The sequence below is a fragment of the Calothrix anomala FACHB-343 genome (assembly GCF_014696435.1).
Taxonomy (GTDB): Bacteria; Cyanobacteriota; Cyanobacteriia; order Cyanobacteriales; family Nostocaceae; genus Aulosira; species Aulosira anomala_A.
Genome location: NZ_JACJQG010000042.1, coordinates 1 through 23,303, shown reverse-complemented (window position 1 = coordinate 23,303; position 23,303 = coordinate 1). Strand labels below are relative to the sequence as shown.

The window sequence follows — 23,303 nt, the reverse complement described above, 5'->3', positions numbered from 1 at the left end:
GTCCGCAGAGATTTGTAGCTACAAAAATCCGTAATAATACTGAATTGTATGGGAAAAGTTATAGGAATCGATTTAGGCACTACTAATAGTTGCGTCGCTGTTTTGGAAGGCGGGAAAGCAGTTGTAATTGCTAATTCCGAAGGTGGGCGCACAACTCCAAGTATTGTAGGATTTGGCAAGGGGGGCGATCGCTTGGTCGGTCAGCTAGCCAAGCGGCAAGCCGTGACTAATGCGGAAAACACAGTCTTTAGTATCAAAAGATTTATCGGTCGTCGTTGGGAAGAAACCGCAGCAGAACGCGAGCGATCGCCTTATACCTGTGTTAAAGGTCGAGATGATACCGTAGATGTACAAATTCGCGGACGTAACTATACACCCCAAGAAATATCTTCCATGATTCTGCAAAAGCTGAAGCAGGATGCAGAGAATTTCTTGGGTGAAACTGTAGATCGGGCAGTAATTACCGTACCAGCCTATTTCACCGACGCTCAAAGACAAGCAACTAAAGATGCTGGGACAATTGCTGGGCTAGAAGTTTTAAGAATCATTAATGAACCTACAGCCGCAGCTTTAGCTTTTGGTTTAGATAAACAAGACCAAGAGCAGCTAATTCTTGTCTTTGACTTGGGAGGTGGCACTTTTGACGTATCCATCCTGCAACTGGGAGATGGGGTTTTTGAAGTTAAGGCGACTAATGGTAATAATCAGCTAGGCGGCGATGACTTTGATGACTGTGTATTGCGCTGGATCATTGAAGGTTTCCTAGAACAAGAGAAGATAGACCTGTCACAAGATAAAATGGCATTGCAGCGCCTGCGCGAAGCTGCAGAAAAGGCAAAAATTGAACTTTCGAGTATGCTGAGTACCTCGATTAACTTGCCTTTTATCACCGCCGATGAAACAGGCCCAAAACATCTAGAACTAGAACTTACCCGCTCAAAATTTGAAGAACTTACAGGACATTTAGTCGTAGCCACCATCGAACCGATGACTCAAGCGATGAAAGATGCCGAGTGCAAAGCACAAGACATCGATCGGATTATTTTGGTTGGTGGTTCTACTCGCATTCCAGCAGTCCAAAACGCCTTGATCAAGTTTTTTAATGGGAAAACTCCCGATCGCTCCGTTAACCCCGATGAAGCAGTAGCTCTTGGTGCGGCGATCCAAGCTGGGGTGATGGGTGGAGAAGTTGATAATCTTTTATTGTTGGATGTCATTCCTCTATCTTTGGGTATTGAAACCTTGGGTGAGGTATTTACCAAAATCATCGAACGTAACACCACAATTCCTACCAGTAAAGGGCAAATTTTTTCTACAGCCGTTGATGGACAAACTTCAGTAGAAATTCATGTCCTGCAAGGTGAACGAGCAATGGCAAGAGATAACAAAAGTCTGGGTAAGTTCTTGCTAGCAGGAATCCCGCCAGCACCCCGTGGTGTGCCCCAAATTGAAGTTGCTTTTGATATCGATGTCAATGGTATCCTCAAAGTTTCTGCCCAAGACAAAGGCACAGGTAGAGAGCAAAGTATCAGAATTACTAATACTGGTGGTTTAACTAGTCAAGAAGTTGAAAGGATGCGCCAAGCTGCTGAAGTGTTTGCTGAAGATGATAGAAGGCGTAAAGAACTAGTTGAACTGAAAAATCAGGCTGAAAATCTATTCTTTAGCTACGAATCGACTTTAAAGGATAATGGCGAGTTCATTCCCGAAGAAATGAAAAATTTGGCTAATGAGAAAGTCAAACAACTGCAAGCAGCCATGACTAACTCTCAAATTTCTCTACAGGAATTCCAGCAGAACTTGGACGACTTCCAAAAAACTCTTTTTGCTATCGGTGCTAACGTCTACAACCGTGCTAACACCCAAACTGGGGAAGAACCAAAAGTTGCCCAACAAGAAGTGGTTTCAGAACCAGAACAACCAATTAGTGGAACACTGATACCACAATTTAACTTTGATTTTGATGAAGAAAATACTGCACAGGCTGATTATGAAGCCATAGATTAGAGATTAGAAATTGGCGACAGGAAATTGACGACAGAGAATTGGCGACAGAGAATTGGCGACAGGTAATTAAAAAATTAAGAATTAAGAATTTACGTTTAATGTGAATTAAGATTTAAAACCCTTGTAATTTGGTTGGTAGCCCCAAAATCATTATTTTGGGCACATCTAGAAAAATTGATGGGATCAAAGGTGTTTCTAATTCGCATCAGGCGTAATTTAGTATTAGGGCTTGGGAGATAAGGTTCTAGGGATTGGTATGAGGAATTAGAGATCAAGTCTTTCCTTGTCCCTAGATCCCGATCCATAGTTCCTCATCTCTAATTTTGCTAGATTGTAGAAACAAATTGCCGTGGGCTAGATACATCCCAGCACAGATACCAAAACACTAAAGGGGGGTTTTCCACACCTAATAGTGCGGCTAGCCCCTCTGGTGGATGGGCGGGTTTTTCCTTACCTACGTAGCACAATTGTAAAAGAGACAGCATCAGGTAGTGAGAAGTCAGAGCAGGGTTCTGCTTTGCTCGTCCTTTCCGTAGCTTTTATCGTCTCTCACGAGCAAAGCACCTGTTGCTTAATACTTGCTGGTGATTTTTGTAAAGGGGAAAAGGTAAAATCAATTATTAACAAAATTTAACTACTACCTTTTGCCCTCTACTTTCTGCCACGCCACATCCTACCAAGCTTATACAAGCTGGAAAATCTCTAAGGACGCAGTGGCTCTTGTGCTTTCTTCCTTCTAACTTTTACCTTTGCTATATGGCCCGCGACTATTATGAAATTCTGGGTGTCTCTCGTGACGCCGACAAAGAAGAAATCAAACAAGCTTACCGCCGATTAGCCCGGAAGTATCACCCAGATGTGAACAAAGAACCGGGAGCAGAGGAGCGGTTCAAGGAAATTAACCGCGCTTATGAAGTGCTTTCTGAGCCAGAAATGAGAGAGCGTTACAACCGTTTTGGAGAGGCTGGTGTCTCTGGTGCGGCGGCGTCTGGCTTTCAAGATATGGGTGATATGGGCGGCTTTGCCGATATTTTTGAGAGCATTTTCAGTGGCTTTGCTGGGGGAATGGGCGGCCCGACTCAAAGAAGACGTAGCGGCCCGGTGCGGGGTGACGACCTGCGATTAGACCTGAAGTTAGATTTTCGAGAAGCGGTATTTGGTGGTGAAAAGGAAATTCGCATTTCCCATCTAGAAACCTGTGATGTTTGTAGCGGTTCAGGTGCGAAACCAGGTACTCGCCCACGCACTTGTTCAACTTGTAGCGGTTCGGGTCAAGTCCGCCGCGTTACCAGAACGCCTTTTGGTAGTTTTACCCAAGTTTCTACTTGTCCTACCTGTAATGGGACAGGAATGGTGATTGAAGATAAATGTGATGCCTGTGAGGGTAAAGGCACAAATCAAATCACCAAGAAGCTGAAAATTACGATTCCGGCTGGTGTAGATAACGGTACTCGTCTGCGCATTTCTCAAGAAGGAGATGCAGGTCAAAGAGGCGGCCCTCCCGGAGACTTGTACGTCTACTTATTCGTGAATGAAGATGCCGAATTTCAGCGTGACGGCATTAACATTCTCTCAGAAATCAAAATTAGTTACCTGCAAGCAATTTTAGGCTGTCGTTTGGAAGTAGAGACAGTTGATGGCCCGGTGGAATTAATCATTCCCGCAGGTACTCAACCCAATACAGTGATGAAATTAGAAAATCGTGGTGTACCGCGCTTAGGTAATCCTGTGAGCCGTGGCGACCATTTGCTGACAGTGCTGATTGATATTCCTAACAAGGTCACCCCAGAGGAGAGAGAATTGTTAGAGAAGCTAGCTAAAATTAAGGGAGAGCGCACTGGTAAGGGCGGTCTAGAAGGATTCTTGGGTAATCTGTTTAAGTAATGACTGTATCTTCTCTATCATCTCCTGATGCTCAATTGGATTTGCGCGGTACTCCTTGCCCGATTAATTTTGTGCGGACAAAGTTACGTCTGGAAAAAATGCCACCGGGAAGTTTGCTAGAAGTGTGGCTAGATCCTGGCGAACCAATTGAGCAGGTTCCTGATAGCTTGTCTATGGCAGGCTATCAGGTAGAACAAATTGCAGATTGCACTGGTTATTTTTCCTTGTTAGTACGCCGTCCTGCGATCGCCCAATGACAGGAACAGTTAATTTCACCACTGGACAGTTATTAGGTACAGTGCTAGCTGTACAAGCTAATTTTTATCAAGTCCAGTTGGATGTCACAGACAAGGAACCCCAGGAAAATAATGACGCAGAGAATTTATCACCAACAATTTCTGCGTCTTCCACTCCCCCTATGCTCCTCTGCACCCGCAGAACGCGCTTGAAAAAAATTGGTCAGCAGGTAATGGTGGGCGATCGCGTCGTCATTGAAGAACCAGATTGGGCTGGGGGACGCGGTGCGATCGCTGATGTCCTACCCCGGCAAACTCAGTTAGATCGTCCGCCAATTGCCAATGTCAACCAAATTCTCCTCGTCTTCGCTGTTGCCGATCCACCTCTGGAAGCTTACCAATTAAGTCGCTTTTTGGTGAAAGCGGAATCTACAGGCTTAGATGTGGTTCTATGCCTGAATAAAAGCGATTTAATCTCGCCACAAATGCAACAGCAAATTAGCGATCGCTTGCTAGCTTGGGGTTATCAACCGCTATTTATTAGCGTGCAAAACAGTATAAATATTGACCAAATATCTCATTACTTAAATCAGAGAATCACTGTAATTGCTGGCCCGTCTGGAGTTGGCAAATCTAGTCTCATTAATTCCCTAGTTCCCGATGTAAATTTGCGCGTCGGTGAGGTTTCGGGTAAATTAGCGCGGGGTCGTCACACTACCCGCCATGTAGAATTATTTGAATTACCTAGCAAAGGTTTACTCGCAGATACTCCAGGTTTTAACCAACCAGACCTCGATTGTACTCCCGAAGAATTAGTTTATTATTTCCCTGAAGCCAGAGAGCGGTTAGCAACGGGTAGCTGTCGCTTTAGCGATTGTCTGCACCGAGATGAGCCTGATTGTGTGGTGCGGGGAGACTGGGAACGCTATGAGCATTATCTCGAATTTTTGGCAGATGCGATCGCCTATCAAACTCAACGCCATCAGCAAGCAGATCCTGAATCTACCTTAAAGTTAAAAACTAAAGGTAAAGGTCAGGCTCAGTACGAACCAAAGTTAGAAAGTAAAAAATATCGTCGTGTAGCTCGGAAAACCCAACTCCAAGCTTTGCAAGATTTGTATCAAGATAGTGAAGAATAGGCGGATAATAAAGCTGGTAACGCTAGCAGAGATCCTCAATTATCTTATTACCTATACTTTTTTACACCAAATGTTCTGATTTTGGTAGTCTGTGTAGTCAGGAATTTATTTTTTGGCTTCAGAGTTGTATTTACTCGCTAAAAAGTCCAAAAACTTTTGTGCAAAGTTTATCTTAGCGATCGCCCTACAGCAGATCATTTCTGCTGTGGAAGAATATTTATTGAGGAAAAAAACATTAACTAATGTCACAATCCCAATAAAGTCTTAAAATATTGTTAATTTCTGCCAAACACCTCTCGACCTTCAATTTACACGTACCACCCCAGAATAATTATGGCTATAGGCTACGTCGCGCTTGTTCTCCATGCACATCTACCCTTCGTTCGTCACCCAGAAAGTGATTATGTGTTGGAGGAAGAATGGCTATATGAAGCCATTACAGAAACTTATATTCCCTTATTGAAAGTATTTGAAGGACTAAAGCGAGACGGCATCGACTTTAAAATCACGATGAGCATGACACCACCTTTGGTATCAATGCTCCGCGATCCTCTGTTACAAGAACGCTATGATGCACATTTAGCCAAGCTAGAAGAACTAATTGAACTAGAGGCTGAACGTAATGTCCATAATGGGCATCTTAAGTATTTAGCAGAACATTATGCTACGGAGTTTAACGAAGCGCGTCAGGTATGGGAACATTACAAGGGTGATTTAGTAACAGCATTTAAGCAGTTCCAAGATACTAATAACTTAGAAATTATTACTTGTGGTGCTACTCACGGCTACCTACCACTGATGAAAATGTATCCCGAAGCTGTTTGGGCACAAATTCAGGTAGCTTGCGAACATTACGAAGAAACTTTTGGTCAAGCACCTAGAGGCATTTGGTTGCCTGAATGTGCTTACTATGAAGGTTTAGAAAGAATGCTGGCTGATGCAGGCTTGCGTTACTTCCTAACTGATGGTCATGGTATCCTTTACGCCCGTCCTCGTCCCCGCTTTGGTACCTATGCCCCCATTTTTAGCGAAACTGGTGTAGCTGCTTTTGGACGCGATCATGAATCTTCGCAACAGGTATGGTCTTCTGAAGTAGGCTATCCTGGTGCAGCAGAATATCGTGAATTTTACAAGGATTTGGGCTGGGAAGCAGAATATGAGTACATCAAGCCCTACATCATGCCTAACGGGCAGCGTAAAAATACTGGTATTAAGTATCATAAAATTACTGGGCGAGGCTTAGGACTTTCCGATAAAGCACTGTATGACCCTTACTGGGCAAAGGAAAAAGCAGCAGAACATGCTGCTAACTTCATGTATAATCGGGAACGGCAAGCTGAACATTTACATGGAATAATGCAGCGTCCGCCGATTATCGTTTCACCCTACGATGCTGAGTTATTTGGACATTGGTGGTATGAAGGCCCCTGGTTTATTGATTATCTGTTCCGTAAATCATGGTATGACCAAAAAACCTATGCCATGACTCATTTAGCAGATTATTTACGCGAACAGCCAACTCAGCAAGTATGTCGTCCTTCCCAATCGAGTTGGGGTTACAAAGGATTCCATGAATATTGGTTAAACGACACCAATGCATGGATTTACCCCCATTTGCACAAAGCTGCGGAACGGATGATTGAAATCTCCCATATAGAACCAGAAGATGAATTGCAATGGAAGGCTTTAAACCAAGCTGCAAGGGAGTTACTATTAGCACAATCTTCCGACTGGGCATTTATCATGCGGACAGGGACAATGGTACCCTATGCTGTAAGAAGAACGCGATCGCACTTAATGCGGTTTAATAAACTCTACGAAGATGTGAAAATTGGCAAAGTTGATAGCGGTTGGTTAGAAAAAATTGAGTTGATGGATAATATCTTCCCCAATATCAACTACCGTGTTTATCGTCCTTTGTAATCAGTTTTTGTCATTACAGCATCTTCCTATAAATAGACCACGCTGTAGGGGCACGGCATCAGTAAAATTATTGTATGTACCAAAAGATTGTCGGTGTTCCCTACGATAGATGTGGTTCAAATAGGTGAAAACTGCTGTAAGTTTACAACCAACTCCATAGAGGTAAACATTTTAGGGTGGGTAATACCTACCCTAATTTTCTTGGCGAAATTTGATTGTTGGTTTTTGCTTTTCCACATATCAAAAACAATGTGCGGCTGTTAACATTCACAGGCGCACATCAGGTTTTTAGGTTTTCATGGAAATGGCGATCGCAGATGGTTGTAGTATGTATATTTAACCAAATCTGCCGCTTACATAATCTCTGGTATCTTCCTGCTTAGGATTGTTAAAGATTGATTCGGTAGCATCATATTCTACCAAGTAACCACTACGACCACCTTTTTCTGAGCGTTGGACGTTAAAGAAAGCTGTCATATCGGAAACCCGCGCCGCTTGTTGCATATTGTGGGTAACGATGACAATGGTATATTGCTCTTTTAACTCATGAATCAATTCTTCAATCCGCAGAGTCGAAATTGGATCGAGCGCAGAGCATGGTTCATCCATTAAGATAATTTCTGGTTGAACTGCGATCGCTCTAGCAATACATAAACGCTGTTGTTGTCCGCCAGATAAAGATAAACCACTTTGGCGCAGTTTGTCTTTTACTTCATCCCATAAAGCTGCTTGACGCAAACTTTTCTCAACCAATTCATCCATATTACCTTTGTAACCATTAATTTTGGCTCCAAAAGTGATATTGTCATAAATTGATTTGGGAAATGGATTTGGCTTTTGAAATACCATTCCGATTCGGCGACGCACCTCTACTGGATCGATATCAGGGGCGTATAGGTTCTTATCGTAATAATAAACCTTACCCTCTGCCCGAAAAGATTCAATCAGGTCATTGAGACGGTTATAGCATCTTAGTAAGGTACTTTTACCACAACCAGAAGGGCCAATAAAGGCTGTAACTCTATTTTTCGGTATATCTAGCCAAATATCCCGCACAGCTAGGAAATTGCCATAGTAAATATTTAGGTTTTCTGTACGTAATACAGTTTCGGTACCATTCACTGTGCTAATGTTAGAAGCCATAAATAGTCTAGTGTAAGTTTGGGGGTAATAATATGCCCAGAAAACGATGCTGCACTAAGCTTTCTGGCGAGTTGCCCAACGGGCGATGATACTGGTTATCAGCACCATTAACACCAAAATCAGAGAAGCTGCCCAAGCTAGTGACTGTAAGTTTTTAAACGGAGTAATGGCGAAGTTATAAACCAATACAGCCAGAGAAGCTGTGGGTTTAAATAGCCCATTCGGCCAAAACTGAGAGAATAAAGCGGTAAACAATAAAGGAGCCGTTTCTCCAGCTGCGCGAGCGATCGCTAAAGTTGTTCCAGTAACAATTGCTGGTAAAGCTGCGGGTAACACTACTTGCGTTACCGTTTGGAATTTAGTTGCGCCTAAACCCAAAGATGCTTGTCGCAAATCTTGTGGTACTAACTGCAAAGCCTCATCAGTAGTGCGGACAATAATTGGCAGCATTAAGATAGATAGTGCAAAACCACCACCTATCGCTGAGTAAGAACCTAAGTTTAGTTTTACTAGAGTTAAAACTACAATCCCATAGGCAAACACCCCAGCAATAATAGAGGGCACTCCACTTAGGATATTAGTTGCAAATCGTACTACTCTTGCTATTTTACCAGAACTAAATTCTGTCAAATAAATTGCTGCTAAAACTCCAAAGGGAATGCTAATGAATGCACCAATTCCTACCATCATTAGCGTGCCTAAAATCGCATTACCAAAGCCGCCGCCTTTGCGCAATGGTGCCGGTGGTAGTTCAGTAAATATACTAGGACTAAGACTGCTAAAACCTTGGATTATCACATAAGACAAAACTGCCAGCAATGGTAGTAGAGCCAATATGCCACAAGTAAATGCTAAAACAGTCATCACTGTATTAAACAGCGTCCTCTGAGACATAGGGGCGCGTATCAGGCTGCTTTCCGGATAACTACTAGAAGTCATAATTCAACCCACAACTACCCTAAATTCGCTTCATGCGCATCACAATCAATTCTGCAAATATATTGACTATGAGCGTTAACACAAACAACACTAAAGCTGCATACATTAAAGCTGCTACTTGCAAACCGCTAGCTTCGGAAAATTGATTTGCTAGTAGAGAAGAAATTGTATTGGCTGGTGCTAAAAATGAAAGACTAATATTGTTAGAGTTACCAATTAACATTGTTACAGCCATAGTTTCTCCCATAGCTCGCCCTAGTGCTAGCATCACAGCACTAACTATGCCAGAAAACGCTGCTGGAATTAAAACTTGAAAAATTGTTTCCCAACGAGTCGCACCTAATCCCACAGATGCTTGACGCAAAGTCGGAGGAATCGAAATCAAAGCATCTCGTGATATGGCTGTGATAATAGGTAAAGTCATAATTGCTAGGATCACTCCAGCCGGTAGCATTCCTGGCCCTGTAGGTACGGTACTAAAGATTGGTAAAAAACCCAAGGAACTATGGAGCCACTTTCCTAAGCCCGTGACAATCGGTACTAAAACGAAAATGCCCCAGATACCATAGACCACGCTAGGAATAGCTGCGAGCAATTCTACCAAAAATACCAATACCAATCTGACTTTTGATGGCAAAAAATCTTCGCTCAATAAAACAGCAGTACCAACACCAATAGGTACAGCTAACAGTAGACCAATGAAAGAACTGACTAAAGTTCCGTAAACTTGCGGTAGAACTCCATATTCATCATTAACCGGATTCCAACTACTCTGAGCTAAAAAGCTGACACCAAAAGTTTGGATAGCCGGCCAAGCACCTATAGCTACCTGTATTGTAATCCACAATAAGGTAGCCGCAATGGATATCGCAAAAATCCGCGTCAGCCAAATAAAGCTCCGATCTAGGGATTTTTCTACTTCTGAGCGATTTTTGATGACTGATGGCAGATTGTGTGTGTTTGTAGCCATGTATACTGACTGGAAAAAGTTAGCTCAAAAAAATGTGGAAGAGAACCAGACTGAATAGAATTGTCGCCAGGTAAACTATTGAACCTGAAATCAATATTTTCAGATGGGAGCAACAAAGCGACAAATCTAGCAATTAGTTAACACTGAATTGACTTATAGCTCCCCATCCTTTGACTTTTGACTTTTGTTGTCAAAAAGCCTATTTACTGCTAGCGCTAGTAGCACCGCCAACAGCAATCTTATAATCGGGAGTGATTTGATCGGCAGCAGCAGCTACCTTTGTAATCACATTTTGAGGTAAAGGTACATACCCTAGTTCGGTAGCAAGTTTTTGACCATCAGTTAAAGCGTACTCGATTAAGGCTTCCATTGCCTTACCTTTTGCCGCATCATCATACTTTTTGTAAGCCAAAATCCAGGTATATGTAACTACAGGATAGGAATCTGCACCTTCTGGATCTGTAATGAAAGCGCGAAGATCTGCTGGTAGGGTTACGGATTCCAGAGTTTTAGATGCGGACTGATCGGTAGGTGTAATAAATTTACCGCCTTTATTTTCTAAAGCTGCAACATTGAGTTGATTTTGTTTGGCGTAGCCATACTCAATGTAGCCAATTGCACCTTGAGTTTGTTGAATTTGGGCTGTAACGCCTTCATTACCCTTAGCGCCAACACCTACTGGCCATTTTACACTCTTACCATCACCAACTTTTGTTTTCCACTCTGGGCTGATAGCGCTCAGATGTTTTGTAAACACACCTGTAGTACCGCTACCATCAGAACGATAAACAACTGCAATTGGCTGTTTAGGCAGTTTGGCATCAGGGTTAGCCTTAGCAATTTGGGGATCATCCCAGGATGTAATTTTTCCTAAGAGAATGTCAGTGTAAACGGCTCGTGGCAGATTGAGTTTAGGAACATCAGGTAAATTGTAGGCAAGAACAATGCTACCTGCGGTCACAGGTAGTAAAATTACACCTTTATCTACCTTTTGAATTTCTTCATCTTTCATTGCCACATCGCTAGCACCGAAATCTACAGTGCCTTTGATAAATTGCTCAACACCAGCGCCGCTACCAACCGATTGATAGTTAACTTGCAAGTTGGGATATTTTTTATTCAAATCTGTAAACCAACTTGCATACAGAGGTGCGGGAAAAGATGCACCAGCACCTGTTAAGGAAATGTTGCCACCCAGATCTAATTTTTTACTAGGGTTAGAAGCAGTAGCATCTGTAGCAGTACTAGGTGTCTCTTTAGTCGCTGTATTATCTGGAGCTTGTTGTCCGCCACAAGCAGTTAAGCCAATTGTCAGTGCTAATACTGATAGTGTTTTAACTACTAGAGTATTTTTTTGCACACTTAAGTATGAAAGCATTGGTGTCAGTTTTCGTCAACTTCCAAGTTAGCGATTCTACGATACCTCTAAAATGTCACCTTGAGGGTAAAAAAGAGGTTAACAAACTCCAAAAATTTGTCTTTTTTTGGTAAATTTTATATTTGGTAGTTTTGTAACTTAAGCTAAAATTTATACATAGTGCTTAAAGCAACAAAATAATACTTAAGTAATTTATGTATTCTAGATTTAGAAAACAATCTCTAGTTCTGTGGTGTTTGGTGCTATGTCAAAAAAATGCGATCGCAGCATAGTTCAATTCCGAAAGAACAAGGTACTATCTATGAAAAAAATTACAGTTCAGCATGATAGCTAGGCATAAGCCATTGAGGTGCTAGCTTGATTTCACTAGCATTACAGAATATATAAAAATCTCAAAAACTCTTGCTCGATTTAGCTGTAATCAGCTCTAGCTTAATTCAATCTGAAGCGCTTCACTGTTCAGCAATTACTAATTATCCATACATAAATGTGATTAATACACAAGATTGACTTTCCCTGCAAGCTTTAGTGCTTATACGCCAATACCTCACAGTTAGCGCCGAAAGCCTTCAAAAATGTAGGTTGGGTAAAAAATAATTTTGAAGTAATCTGCGTTGCCTTGACTACCTTGCTGGGGAATGGTGCGATGCTTCATAATATTATTCTCTACGATGAGAATATATATTGCTTGATATAAATCACTCCAACTGTGAAGCTTATTTACAGAGGATGACTATTAACCGAGTAAATTGGTAGAAAATTTCACAAAAAACTTGATTGTAACCGCCTACGAAAAACCAGGTTTATTTCTGAAATCTGAGTTTGGTTGAGTTTCAGAATTTGTAATCTTTGTGCTTGTTTTTGACCAAGATTACAAATATAGCAAATTGCACCTGCAATAAAACCTGTATCGAGGTTGGGTTTTTCCCATAATTTAGTTAGACTTTTTACCCAATTCGTTAGTTGGATGAGGTAAAAGAGATAGTAAAAGATATGCAGCAATTGAAAATGTATATTTAGTATAAAAACTTACTTTATATCCGAGAGAAAAACACTGATAACCCTAATTTTGAGTATTAGATGAGTATTTCAGATACAAACAAGGTTGAAAGCCCTATAAATATGGCAACTGTTCAATTATTATGGTCTATGATTGGCTTACTCTTGACTATGGGTAGTACTTTCCTCGAAGCCTATGGAATTACATTACCTTGGAGTTGGAGTAAGCACGGAATTCAAACTTTTTCTTTAGGTGTCAGCTATCAAATTGGAGCCGTACTTCTCGTAGGTTGTTTAGGTGGTAAAAATGCTGGCGCGCTTTCACAAATTGCTTATTTAGTTATGGGCTTAACATTTTTACCAGTTTTTTCTGAAGGTGGTGGTATCGGTTATGTCAAGCTAGCTCATTTTGGTTACTTACTGGGTTTTATCCCCGGTGCTTGGATTTGTGGATTTTTAGCATTTAAAGCTAGACCTAGATTGGAAACTCTGGGATTTAGTTGTTTGTGTGGATTGTTATCTGTGCACATCTGCGGTATTACTTATTTAATTATTAGTTATATTTTCCAATGGCAAGGCACAGAAGATTTGAGCTTAATGCAAGCAATTATTAAATACTCTTGGTCTGTGCTACCAGGACAATTGACTGTAGTTTGTGCCGTGACTGTAATAGCATATATATTGCGACATTTAATGTTTTATTAGTTATGGGGGGCTGAGTAGTGAATAGTTTGGGTTAAACAAACAAAATTACAACCTATGCTTCTCATTCCTACATCCCATTCCATATTGCCTAATCCATAGTTTCTAGTCCCTAATTTCATGCGTTTAAAAAATCACCTGTTCTGGCTTGCAGCCTTCATAGCTTTTTTTATTGACCAAGTAACAAAATACTGGGTGGTGCAAACCTTTAAATTGGGGCAAACCTTACCAATTTTACAAGATATATTTCATTTTACTTATGTAACCAATACTGGTGCAGCTTTTAGTATTTTAAGTGGAAAAGTTGAGTGGTTGCGCTGGCTATCTTTAGGAGTGAGTTTGGTTTTAATCTGCCTAGCATTATTTGGTTCCTTATTAAATTTTTGGGATCAGCTTGGCTATGGTTTGATTTTAGGTGGAGCAATGGGTAATGGTATCGATAGGTTTATTTTAGGTTATGTTGTCGATTTCCTCGATTTTCGCTTGATTAATTTTGCTGTTTTTAATATGGCAGATTCTTTTATCAGTATTGGTATTGTTTGTTTGTTAATTGCATCTTGGCAAAAGACACCAAGTTCTCCTAATAGATAGGGCGATAGTAATTCTATTTGATTTGCGAACAAAAGAAGGAAGACAAAGGAGACAAGGAGGACAAGGAAGATAGGTATTTATGAATCATTGAGGATATTGAATACTAGTTAAAATATCTTATCTGAATGTAATTTTTTACATAATTAAGCCTGAGAGTGTTGACTCTCAGGCTTATACTTTGATCATCCTGAATTTTAGGATATGCAACGAGAATTTGAGATATTTACTTTCGCCACTTGGTATTGCATATTATGCAACTTTATCAACTAGTGCGATATATCAGATGAACTGACTATTGATAAGGGCAAATTAATCTCAAAATTCTGTTTTACCTGTTATTGTCCGGTAGATGGAGTTGATGGCGAACTAGTAGCTGGAACTTGAGTTGGAGAAGTTGCACCTGGTTCGCTAGTAGTACCTGGGTTGCTAGGATCGGGTGTAGTTGTGCTGCCTGGTGCTACACTTCCTGGATTGCTAGAATCAGGTGGGGTTGTGCTGCCTGGTACTGGAGTTAGACTACCAGGGGTAGAAGTACCTGGTTCAGGAATATTAGTGCTACCTGGTACTGTAGTTCCAGGTGTGCTACTACCTGGTGCTGGAGTGCTGTCAGTAGGGCTAGTAGATCCTGGTGTGGTAGGGTTGCTGGGAGAAGTTGTATCGGAAGGACTAGACCCTGGTGCAGTATTGCTGTTTGGTGTTGTACTTTCAGGTGTGGGGCTGGTTGTACTACCGCTATTAGGAGAGCTAGTATCAACTGCTGTGCCACCTTGACAGCGTGAATTTAGCGGAAAATGTTCACACAGAATTTTCATTCCTTCTGGTGACATCTGGATTTCCGTTGGTGAATTAGTGGATGAGCTATTAGATTGAGCTATGGAGGATTTACTTGATTCGGCACCAGCAACATTGGCGCTTAGAGCTAATGTTAGGGCTGTACCAATCAGGCTCAGAGTTTTTCCCTTCATTCTGAATTAACCTCAACGGAACACTCCGCCCATTAAACCAAACAAAATTATTTATAAAATCTGTCTAAATGGGGATGTATATTTTTGCTGCGATGTATGTGGATTTATTAAAGCGGTAAAATTTACACCGGGAACTTTTTGATTTTGAGTTTAGACAATTACAAAAGCAAATCTGCTATCTTAGGTTTTGATTATTGCTAATAGTATATATAATAGGCATTTTAGGCGAAAAATACAATGAATTGTTTAGGTAAATAATAGCTCAAGACAAATTTGGTAGATATGCTGAATAACTATATTTTAGATGTAAAATATATTCAAAAAAAATCAGTACAACCAATTTCTCCTTAGGCTTATGAGTAAAATGGTGTAAGACTACCATTAAAATTGTAAATCTTCTGATTGTTAGTTAATAGGCGTAATGTAAATAGCCAATGAGTTCCCCGCAACCTCCTCAAAAGCCCCAAACCATACTTGGTCAACTGACGCAAGCAGTACATACAATTCAAGCTAGGGTGGATTTTTCCAAACTAGCACTTAAGCCCAATGCCAAAGTACCGGAACTGTGGGTGCAGGATGCGGGAGCAGATAAGGCGGAGGTATATCCGTTGTTAGGCGATCGCTATGTGTTAGGACGCAGTTCCAAATCTAGCGATATTGTGGTGCGTAACCCGGTAGTTAGCCAAATTCACCTGTCATTATCGCGGGATTCTAGCCAACGTACCCCTGTTTTCATCATTAAAGATGAAAACTCTACTAATGGTATTTACCGAGGTAAGCGCAGGGTCACCTCTTTAGAATTACGTCATGGCGATATTCTCACCTTGGGGCCACCAGAATTAGCTGCTTCCGTGCGTCTCCAATATGTCGATCCACCAGCTTGGTATGTGAAAGCCGCAACTTGGGCGACTTATGGCGTTGGTGGGGTGGGAGCCTTATTCGCTTTGGTGATTGGCGTGGAATGGCTGAAATTTTCCGTCAGACCGTTACCTACAGCTACCCGTGCGCCTGTGGTTGTTTACGCCCGTGATGGTTCTACACCACTACGGGAGCCGAGAACTACTTCTCACATAGATTTAAAGCGATTGGATGATTTTGGCCCTTATTTAGCAAAAGCTGTGGTGGCTTCGGAAGATAGCCGTTATTTTTGGCACTTTGGCGTCGATCCTTTGGGAATTATGCGTGCTTTGCTAATTAATAGTCGAAGCGGTGATGTGCAGCAAGGAGCCAGTACAGTTACGCAACAAGTTGCTCGCAGTTTGTTTCGGGATTATGTAGGTAGACAAGATTCTCTGGGGCGGAAATTGCGGGAAGCTGTTGTGGCTTTGAAGCTGGAAACTTTTTACAGCAAAGACGAAATTTTGCTGACTTATTTAAATAGAGTATTTTTAGGTGGAGATACCTCTGGCTTTGAAGATGCGGCTAAATATTACTTTGAAAAGTCGGCTAAAGAATTAACTTTGGCGGAAGCTGCAACTTTGGTAGGCATTTTACCAGGCCCCAACGCCTTTGATTTCTGTGGAGAAGGCCCGAATAAACTAGAAGCGGCTGAATACCGTAACCGCGTAATTAAGCGGATGGTAGAAATGGGTCAAATTAAACCAGAGGAAGCAAACCGCGCTAGACGTTCGACTGTACAAGTCAGCCCAAAAGTTTGCGAACAGCAAGCAAAAACAATCAGTCCTTATTTTTATAATTATGTCTTCCAAGAACTAGAAGAAATCTTGGGGGAGGGAGCAGCGAAAGAAGGCAATTATATTATTGAAACTCAGCTAGATATAGCTATTCAAGCGCAAGCGGAAGCCGCGTTACGTAATTCCGTAAATACTGCTGGGTCAAGTTTTGGGTTTTCCCAAGGAGCGATCGTTACCTTAGATTCCAGCAATGGCAGTATTTTGGCTATGGTTGGGGGAACAGATTACAGAAAAAGCCAATTTAATCGGGCGGTGCAAGCCAAAAGGCAACCAGGCTCTACTTTTAAAATTTTCCCTTACACTGCTGCTTTAGTGCAAGGAATTTCCCCATTTAAAAGTTATTCTTGTTCGCCTTTAACTTGGCAAGGCTTTACATATAAACCTTGTCGCGTGGGTGGAGATACGAGTTTAGATATGACCACAGGGTTTGAGTTGTCAGAAAACCCGATCGCTTTACGAATAGCACGAGAAGTTGGGTTGGACAAAGTGGTAGCAATGGCTCAACGTTTAGGTGTCAAATCAGCACTCGATCCTGTTCCTGGCTTGGTACTGGGTCAAAGTGTTGTCAATGTTTTGGAAATGACTGGTTCTTTTGGGGCTATTGCTAATCGGGGGGTATGGAATCCTCCCCATGCAATTAGCCGGATTTTAGATAGTGGTGATTGTCGCGAGCCTAAGGATCTTAAAACCTGTCGTGTAATTTACTCCTTTGACCAAGATCCCGATGCTAATAAACGAGTGCTATCTAATGATGTAGCCGATCGGATGACTACAATGATGCGGGGGGTAGTGACCAGGGGTACTGGTCGGGGTGCTTCTCTGGGATTAGGGGAAGCTGGGAAAACAGGTACAACAGATAAAAACGTTGACTTGTGGTACATTGGCTTTATTCCCAGTCGGCGCTTGGTTACTGGGATTTGGCTAGGTAATGATAACAACTCCCCCACATCTGGTAGTAGCGCCCAAGCGGCTCAGTTATGGGGTAATTATATGAGGCGAATTGTTAAGTAATTGGTCAATGGTCAATGGTCATTTGTCATTTGTCATTGGTAAAGAGTTGTTCTCTTGTCGGTAATACCTCTATTTCCTGTTTCATCATTGATATCCATTCCAGGGAGAGATTTCTAGTTTACCGCTAGGCTGAAATATGAGTTGGAAATGGGCTAGGGGTTCTTTGGTGTTGGGGGCGACCAAATTAGAGCCGTAAGCTGCTTGTAGCAAGACAGGAAGGGGAGTTTCTCTAGCATAATCATAGGCAACTTGGTTAAGCGGTTCATAATCTGCGATCGCACCATCTTTATTTACCGCTACCCGATATTTCAAATCTCGGTCAAAGCTGGGTTTGCCACCCCAACGTTGGCGAACTGTATTATAAAGGTTCTGGCTTAAACTCTTGACTGCATTTGGTTCAGTAATTTTTACACCTACAACTTCTGGTGTCTTGGTATATCCCCGCCAAGGACTTACTTGCAATTCACCTGTTCTTGTCAAGACAACTTTAAATTGGGCAATTGGTTCTTTGCCAATAGGGGTACCTTGAGCAGGATTGTACAGTAAGTTAGGTAAAGGAGTTTTTTGGATATCATCATTAGCTTTTTTATTGACTGGTTTATAGCCAATAATTGCGCCATCTGCTGCCGTACCTACACGATAAACTAAATCCTCTTGTAAGCCTGAGCGATTAGTCCAAGCGGGGTTTATTTGGTTATACACTTGGCGATTTAATGCCCGCAGCTTCGATGCATCTGTAATTTCGGGAACGGTGGTTAATAATGCTTCTAAATCTTGAACTGTGGTTGCTGTTGTAGGTGCGGGACTAGCTGTGGGAGTTACTGAAGCCGTTGGTGTAGCAGTATCAGTAGGTGTCACAGTTGGGCTGGGTGTAGGCGTAGACTCAACAGCCACAGGAGTAGCGCTAGGGGTAGCTGTAGGCGTAGACTCAACAGCCACAGGAGTAGCGCTAGCTATAGGGCTAGGGGTTGTAGAGCTAGTAGGCTCTTGTGATTTTGTCTCTGGTGTACGTAGTTGCGGCGATGGTACCAAGGTTAAAGCTAATGCTGCAACTGCCAAACTAGAAACGCCAACACTAGCAGGTACTACTTGCTTTAAAAGAGCTTGGTTGGCAATACTACCGCGTCTAGCAACTGGTTGTAATTCCAGTGATAATTCTGGTAAAGTTTGGGTGTCAGCAAAAAACTGATCGACTGCTTCTACTAAGTCAAATAACTGAACCGTATTCAAATCTACTTCAATAGGTTCTTTACTCCGGTTAGGGTTAGTATCAAAACCTTCGGCTTCGCCCTCAGAATGGACAATCAATCTGTGTCTATTGATGTCTATTTTCTGGATTTCTACTAACTCGGAATCGCGATTATGTGCTTGGGGATTGGGAACATTACTCAAAAATTCTTGAGCATAACCACTAACAGCTCTCACCAAACTTTCAAAAAATTCTCTTCCTCCCCTTAAGGGCTGCTTATAGCTAGATAAATAGCATTCTGCATTTACCAATATTGATAATTCTGGACGCAGTTCTTGAAATTGTGCAGCCCTAGTAGCATCGCTTAAGCCTTCTAATAGCAATGTACAATTAGGTAGACTATATTTACGTTGAATATTCATTCTACTTCCCCATCAAAAAGACTGATCCAGAACCTCTGCATTCCAGCTGTGCCAGTACAGAATAGTAGTTGTCCCAATAAATCTATAGCTAGCTCATCTAATTTTTCATCAGAATTTAACGCTAGCACTCCCGATCGCCGGGAACTCATCCTACTTCTAAAATGCGTTCTAAATCGCTCCAAATAATTAGAAAGGCGCAAATTTTGTTCTAGTGGGAGTTGCTTTTCATTCATTTGTTGGTAAATCATCAGCAACTGGCGGATGACAACTGTTAAACGCCGCGCTATGTAACAAGCAATTACCACTAAAGCTTTGGCTTCCATGATACTTAAAGGGCGGCGCATGTGCGCTCGGCGCAGTGGATTAGAGCTGCGCATCCGCCATAAATTAACTCTATCTTTAATAATTCCTTTGAGGTCTAATTCATCGGCAAAAGCAAGGATGGCTTCAGAACCACCGAGTTCTAAAGCTTCAATTGCTAGTAAAATCAGATCTATTTGCACCCGTGTTCTCCGGGGACATCCTTGTCCCTCAGTCGCCGGATCGGGTAATGTATCCAAAATCATAGGCAATGAGGGGGGAGGCGGACTGTTGAAAGGCGTTAAACTTGCGGAGACATTCATTCTATAGATACCTTGTGCGGTTCCAACAGACTAGGTAAAACAAATTTAAAATAAATAGCCTAATAAAAAAATTGGGCTTGTAACAGCAGTAATAGTACTGCCTGATATATACATTACTTCTTCTAATCAAAGGTTTCCGTATACTGAAATCTAAGTTTTTAACACATAAGTGTATCAGCCTCAATAGGTAGTGCAATTCCATCCTTAGCTTGAATTAGATTCAAGTTATCGTCAATGGATAAGGAAACTAGAGCTTCGATCCCCAGCGTAAGACATTATAGTGTACGATTTGTCAGGTATCTGGAATTGGGAGCTAGGGGCTAGGGACTAGGGGCTAGGAACTAGAGTCTAGGGTTTAGGGTCTAGAAATAAGTTTTTTCTTATGCCTAATGCCCAATGCCCCATGCCCCATGCCCCATGCCCAATTCCCAGTTACCAATTCCCAACACTCAATCCCTAATATCAATATTTTATGGATTTGAAGTCGCTAATTCGTGATATACCAGATTTTCCTAAACCTGGAATTTTATTTCGAGATATCACTACGCTGCTACGCGATCCTGAAGGACTGCGCTACACGATTGACTTTTTCGCCCAACAGTGTATTGAAAAGGAATTAATCCCAGATTACATTGTGGGGATGGAATCGCGGGGCTTTATTTTTGGCTCTCCTTTGGCTTATAAGTTAGGTTCTGGGTTTATTCCGGCTCGTAAAAAAGGTAAGTTACCGGGAGCAGTACACTCGATTGAGTATGAATTAGAGTATGGTACAGACTCTTTGGAAGTGCATCAAGATGCGTTACACCCAGGTAGCCGAGTTTTGATTGTGGACGATTTGATCGCTACAGGGGGAACTGCGGGTGCGACGGCGAAGTTGGTGCAGAAGATTGGCTGCGATTTAGTGGGCTTTGGGTTTATTATCGAGCTACGGGATTTACAAGGACGGAAACATCTGCCGGATGTGCCAATTATCTCTCTGATTGAGTATTAGTCAAGAGTCAAAAAGTCCACAGTCCATAGTCCATAGTCAACAGTCCATTGATTATTGACCTTTAACTTTTGACCCTTGACTTTTGACCTTTGACCATTGACCCTTGACCATTGACTAAACTGCAATGACATCTACAAAAATTTCCCTGGAGACGAGTCTGAACTGGCTAATTAGGCTGGTGACAAGTGAGACTTTTATTTATGTAATCAAAAGGATTTTACAGGCATTGTTGACGTTATTTTTGGCGTCAGCGTTGTCATTTTTCATTATCCAGCTGGCTCCAGGGGATTATGTAGATACTTTGCGGCAAAACCCGAAGATTTCTCCGGAGAGAATTGAGGAACTGAAGCGTCAGTTTGGTTTGGATAAATCTTGGCCGGAGCAGTTTTGGCTGTGGTTGTGGCGAATCTTCAGTAAGGGAGATTTTGGCACGAGTTTTGTTTATCAACGTTCTGTGGTGTCGCTGTTGCAGGAACGGATACCAGCGACTTTGTTGTTAGCGATCGCATCTTTAATTGTCACATGGGCGATCGCTATTCCTTTAGGTATTATCGCGGCGGTGAAGCAAAATAAGCTGGTTGACCGGGTATTACAAGTCATCAGTTACACCGGACAAGGTTTCCCCAGCTTTATTACGGCGCTATTTCTGTTGATTGTGGCGCAGCTTACCTCACCTTTGTTTCCAGTGGGTAGCATGACTAGCATTAATCACTCAGAATTATCCTGGTTTGGTAAACTCCTGGATCTGGGTTGGCATATGATTCTACCAACGATCGCACTTTCAATTACTAGTTTTGCGGGTTTGCAACGGATTACTCGCGGTGAATTATTGGATGTTCTGCGTCAAGATTATATCCAAACGGCGCGGGCGAAAGGTTTGCCAGAAAATCGGGTAATTTACGTTCATGCTTTGCGTAACGCTATTAACCCCTTAATTACCTTGCTGGGTTTTGAGTTGGCTGGGTTGTTAAACGGTGCATTTATTGCGGAACAGTTCTTTAACTGGCCTGGTTTAGGAAGGTTAACTTTACAAGCTGTACAAGCACAGGATTTGTATTTATTAATGGCCAGCTTGGTGATGGGTGCGGTACTGTTGATTGTGGGTAACCTCATCGCTGACTTAATGCTGAAAGCTGCCGATCCGCGCATTAAGTTGGAGAATTTGAATTAGTCAATGGTCATTTGTCATTTGTCAGAGACGCGATGAATCGCGTCTGTACAATTATCCTCCTTGTCTCGGTTATGTTGTCGGAAGTATATTATCTGATACGTTCAAAATCTGATGGTCGTTACCTGACGGCGCGTCCTGATGGGGTAGCGTCGGGCTATTTGTTATTGTTTTCGGAAAATTTTGATGCTTTGAGTTATCTCAATACTCATGCGGCAGATGTGGCAAATCGCCTTGCTGTAGAATCTATTCCACGGACGCAGGTGGGTAGTTTGCTGAAACGCTGGGGTTTTATTGGTGTTGGTGTTGTTACCGATCCTTTGTTACCTAAGATTGATTTTTTACAGCATGGTTAAAGACCACGCTGTAGGGGCACGGCACCGACAATCTTTGGGTACATACAATAATTTTACTGGTGCCGTGCCCCTACGACAGATGTGGTTTAAATAGGTGAAAACTGCTGTAAGCGCGATCGCCTGTGTGTCATGATGATAAGAATTACACATTAGCTAGTTGCTTATAGGCAGTGTATATACCAGAAGTGTTAGAAAGGACTTCAGAAACCATCTTGTCTTGAGGTGACAGGCTATGGATGAAGTTGTGACAAAAGTTGCAGCGTTGGGTTTACCGGGTGTGATTTTGGCGATCGCAATGGCTGCTACAGGTTTTACAGGTGCGGCGGCGATTACCGCCGCTTTAGCTTTTTTAGGCGGCCCGGCGGGAATGCTGGGGGGAATTGCGGTGTTGGGATTGACAGGTTTGATTACTGAAGCTTTGGCGAAAGTCAGCCTGGAAGATTTTCTCACCGCAGTTTATTGTCAACGTCGCCAAACTGAACCGCATGGAAAACTTTTAGAAGAGATTGATTCTTTATCGCTGTTTAACGGCGATATGAAGGAGAGGCTGAAGGTAACTGTTAGTGATGGCTGTGGTTGTGCCACGGTAGTTACTGAGAATACAACTGATGATGCCAAAGATGCGATCGCAATTCTCGAAAATGTCCCTGGTATGACTCGCGCCCACCACCGAGATTTTAAGAGTTCCAACCCAATCATGCGGCTGAGGGATGGTAGCGTGGTGAGAACTTGGAAAAATCAATTTGGCGTTGACCATGTTTTTATTAGCGATCGCCATGACAGAATGATTTATGGTGGCTTTGTCGGTTGGATTCACAGCGAAGGTTTAAACCAAGCGATAAATCGTATTAGGCGAGATTTTACTTAGAGGATGTTTGAAAAGTCGGACAGATTGTAAAAAAGCTCTCTCGGTATACGCTGTGAATAGATAGTAGACAGCACCGAGAGAGCAACATGAGTAAAGCATATCCCA

19 protein-coding genes are annotated in these 23,303 nt (G+C 42.1%); 12 read left to right on the top strand and 7 right to left on the bottom strand.

Features of this window, described 5'->3' with window-relative positions:
• Positions 1-48: 48 nt before the first annotated feature.
• From dnaK to H6G08_RS22345, 5 genes are all read left to right on the top strand, one after another.
• Entirely contained in the window at positions 49-2,007 is a 1,959-nt protein-coding gene (gene dnaK, locus H6G08_RS22365; RefSeq protein ID WP_190546885.1) for a molecular chaperone DnaK, read from the top strand.
• Positions 2,008-2,763: 756 nt separating this feature from the next.
• Positions 2,764-3,891, top strand: a complete 1,128-nt coding sequence (dnaJ, locus tag H6G08_RS22360; RefSeq protein ID WP_096644152.1) for a molecular chaperone DnaJ — start codon at positions 2,764-2,766, stop codon at positions 3,889-3,891.
• Entirely contained in the window at positions 3,891-4,148 is a 258-nt protein-coding gene (locus H6G08_RS22355) for a sulfurtransferase TusA family protein (RefSeq protein ID WP_096644151.1), read from the top strand. The genes dnaJ and H6G08_RS22355 overlap by 1 nt, the downstream gene beginning before the upstream one ends.
• The gene (rsgA, locus tag H6G08_RS22350; RefSeq protein ID WP_190546883.1) at positions 4,145-5,266 is read left to right on the top strand and encodes a small ribosomal subunit biogenesis GTPase RsgA; all 1,122 of its coding nucleotides are present in this window, start codon (positions 4,145-4,147) and stop codon (positions 5,264-5,266) included. Before H6G08_RS22355 ends, rsgA begins: the two co-directional genes overlap by 4 nt.
• 333 nt (positions 5,267-5,599) lie before the next feature.
• Complete coding sequence (locus H6G08_RS22345) at positions 5,600-7,189, top strand: glycoside hydrolase family 57 protein (protein ID WP_190546881.1); 1,590 nt, start codon at positions 5,600-5,602, stop codon at positions 7,187-7,189.
• Positions 7,190-7,525: 336 nt separating this feature from the next.
• On the opposite strand, the gene pstB is transcribed toward H6G08_RS22345, so the two are convergent.
• From pstB to pstS, 4 genes are all read right to left on the bottom strand, one after another.
• Positions 7,526-8,332, bottom strand: coding sequence for a phosphate ABC transporter ATP-binding protein PstB (gene pstB / locus H6G08_RS22340; RefSeq protein ID WP_190546879.1), 807 nt, complete (start codon positions 8,330-8,332; stop codon positions 7,526-7,528).
• A gap of 54 nt (positions 8,333-8,386) precedes the next feature.
• The gene (gene pstA / locus H6G08_RS22335; RefSeq protein ID WP_096644147.1) at positions 8,387-9,271 is read right to left on the bottom strand and encodes a phosphate ABC transporter permease PstA; all 885 of its coding nucleotides are present in this window, start codon (positions 9,269-9,271) and stop codon (positions 8,387-8,389) included.
• 19 nt (positions 9,272-9,290) lie between these two features.
• Positions 9,291-10,241: a phosphate ABC transporter permease subunit PstC gene (pstC, locus tag H6G08_RS22330; protein WP_190546877.1), complete on the bottom strand. Its 951-nt coding sequence runs from the start codon at positions 10,239-10,241 to the stop codon at positions 9,291-9,293.
• Between the two features lie 199 nt (positions 10,242-10,440).
• Positions 10,441-11,619: a phosphate ABC transporter substrate-binding protein PstS gene (gene pstS / locus H6G08_RS22325; RefSeq protein WP_190546875.1), complete on the bottom strand. Its 1,179-nt coding sequence runs from the start codon at positions 11,617-11,619 to the stop codon at positions 10,441-10,443.
• A 1,122-nt stretch (positions 11,620-12,741) separates the two neighbouring features.
• Between pstS and H6G08_RS22320 the strand changes: the two genes are divergently transcribed.
• Positions 12,742-13,323 (top strand): biotin transporter BioY, encoded by a 582-nt coding sequence (locus H6G08_RS22320; RefSeq protein ID WP_199322697.1) that lies wholly within the window; start codon positions 12,742-12,744, stop codon positions 13,321-13,323.
• Between the two features lie 117 nt (positions 13,324-13,440).
• Positions 13,441-13,911, top strand: a complete 471-nt coding sequence (gene lspA, locus H6G08_RS22315; RefSeq protein WP_190546873.1) for a signal peptidase II — start codon at positions 13,441-13,443, stop codon at positions 13,909-13,911.
• A 335-nt stretch (positions 13,912-14,246) separates the two neighbouring features.
• Here lspA and H6G08_RS22310 read toward each other — a convergent pair whose 3' ends face one another.
• Positions 14,247-14,876, bottom strand: coding sequence for a hypothetical protein (locus H6G08_RS22310; protein ID WP_190546871.1), 630 nt, complete (start codon positions 14,874-14,876; stop codon positions 14,247-14,249).
• Positions 14,877-15,310: 434 nt separating this feature from the next.
• Between H6G08_RS22310 and H6G08_RS22305 the strand changes: the two genes are divergently transcribed.
• The gene (locus H6G08_RS22305) at positions 15,311-17,581 is read left to right on the top strand and encodes a transglycosylase domain-containing protein (protein ID WP_190546869.1); all 2,271 of its coding nucleotides are present in this window, start codon (positions 15,311-15,313) and stop codon (positions 17,579-17,581) included.
• An 84-nt stretch (positions 17,582-17,665) separates the two neighbouring features.
• On the opposite strand, the gene H6G08_RS22300 is transcribed toward H6G08_RS22305, so the two are convergent.
• Together H6G08_RS22300 and H6G08_RS22295 are read right to left on the bottom strand one after the other, a co-directional pair.
• Positions 17,666-19,192, bottom strand: coding sequence for a DUF4335 domain-containing protein (locus H6G08_RS22300; protein ID WP_190546867.1), 1,527 nt, complete (start codon positions 19,190-19,192; stop codon positions 17,666-17,668).
• Entirely contained in the window at positions 19,189-19,815 is a 627-nt protein-coding gene (locus H6G08_RS22295) for a DUF3038 domain-containing protein (RefSeq protein ID WP_190546865.1), read from the bottom strand. The genes H6G08_RS22300 and H6G08_RS22295 overlap by 4 nt, the downstream gene beginning before the upstream one ends.
• A 472-nt stretch (positions 19,816-20,287) precedes the next feature.
• On the opposite strand from H6G08_RS22295, the gene H6G08_RS22290 reads away from it, so the two are divergent.
• The 4 genes from H6G08_RS22290 (at position 20,288) to H6G08_RS22275 (ending at position 23,198) form a co-directional block, all read left to right on the top strand.
• Complete coding sequence (locus H6G08_RS22290) at positions 20,288-20,806, top strand: adenine phosphoribosyltransferase (protein ID WP_096644139.1); 519 nt, start codon at positions 20,288-20,290, stop codon at positions 20,804-20,806.
• A 124-nt stretch (positions 20,807-20,930) separates the two neighbouring features.
• Positions 20,931-21,977: an ABC transporter permease gene (locus H6G08_RS22285; protein WP_190546863.1), complete on the top strand. Its 1,047-nt coding sequence runs from the start codon at positions 20,931-20,933 to the stop codon at positions 21,975-21,977.
• Positions 21,978-22,048: 71 nt separating this feature from the next.
• Complete coding sequence (locus H6G08_RS22280; protein ID WP_190546862.1) at positions 22,049-22,330, top strand: hypothetical protein; 282 nt, start codon at positions 22,049-22,051, stop codon at positions 22,328-22,330.
• A 232-nt stretch (positions 22,331-22,562) separates the two neighbouring features.
• Entirely contained in the window at positions 22,563-23,198 is a 636-nt protein-coding gene (locus tag H6G08_RS22275) for a hypothetical protein (protein WP_190546860.1), read from the top strand.
• Positions 23,199-23,303: the final 105 nt, after the last annotated feature.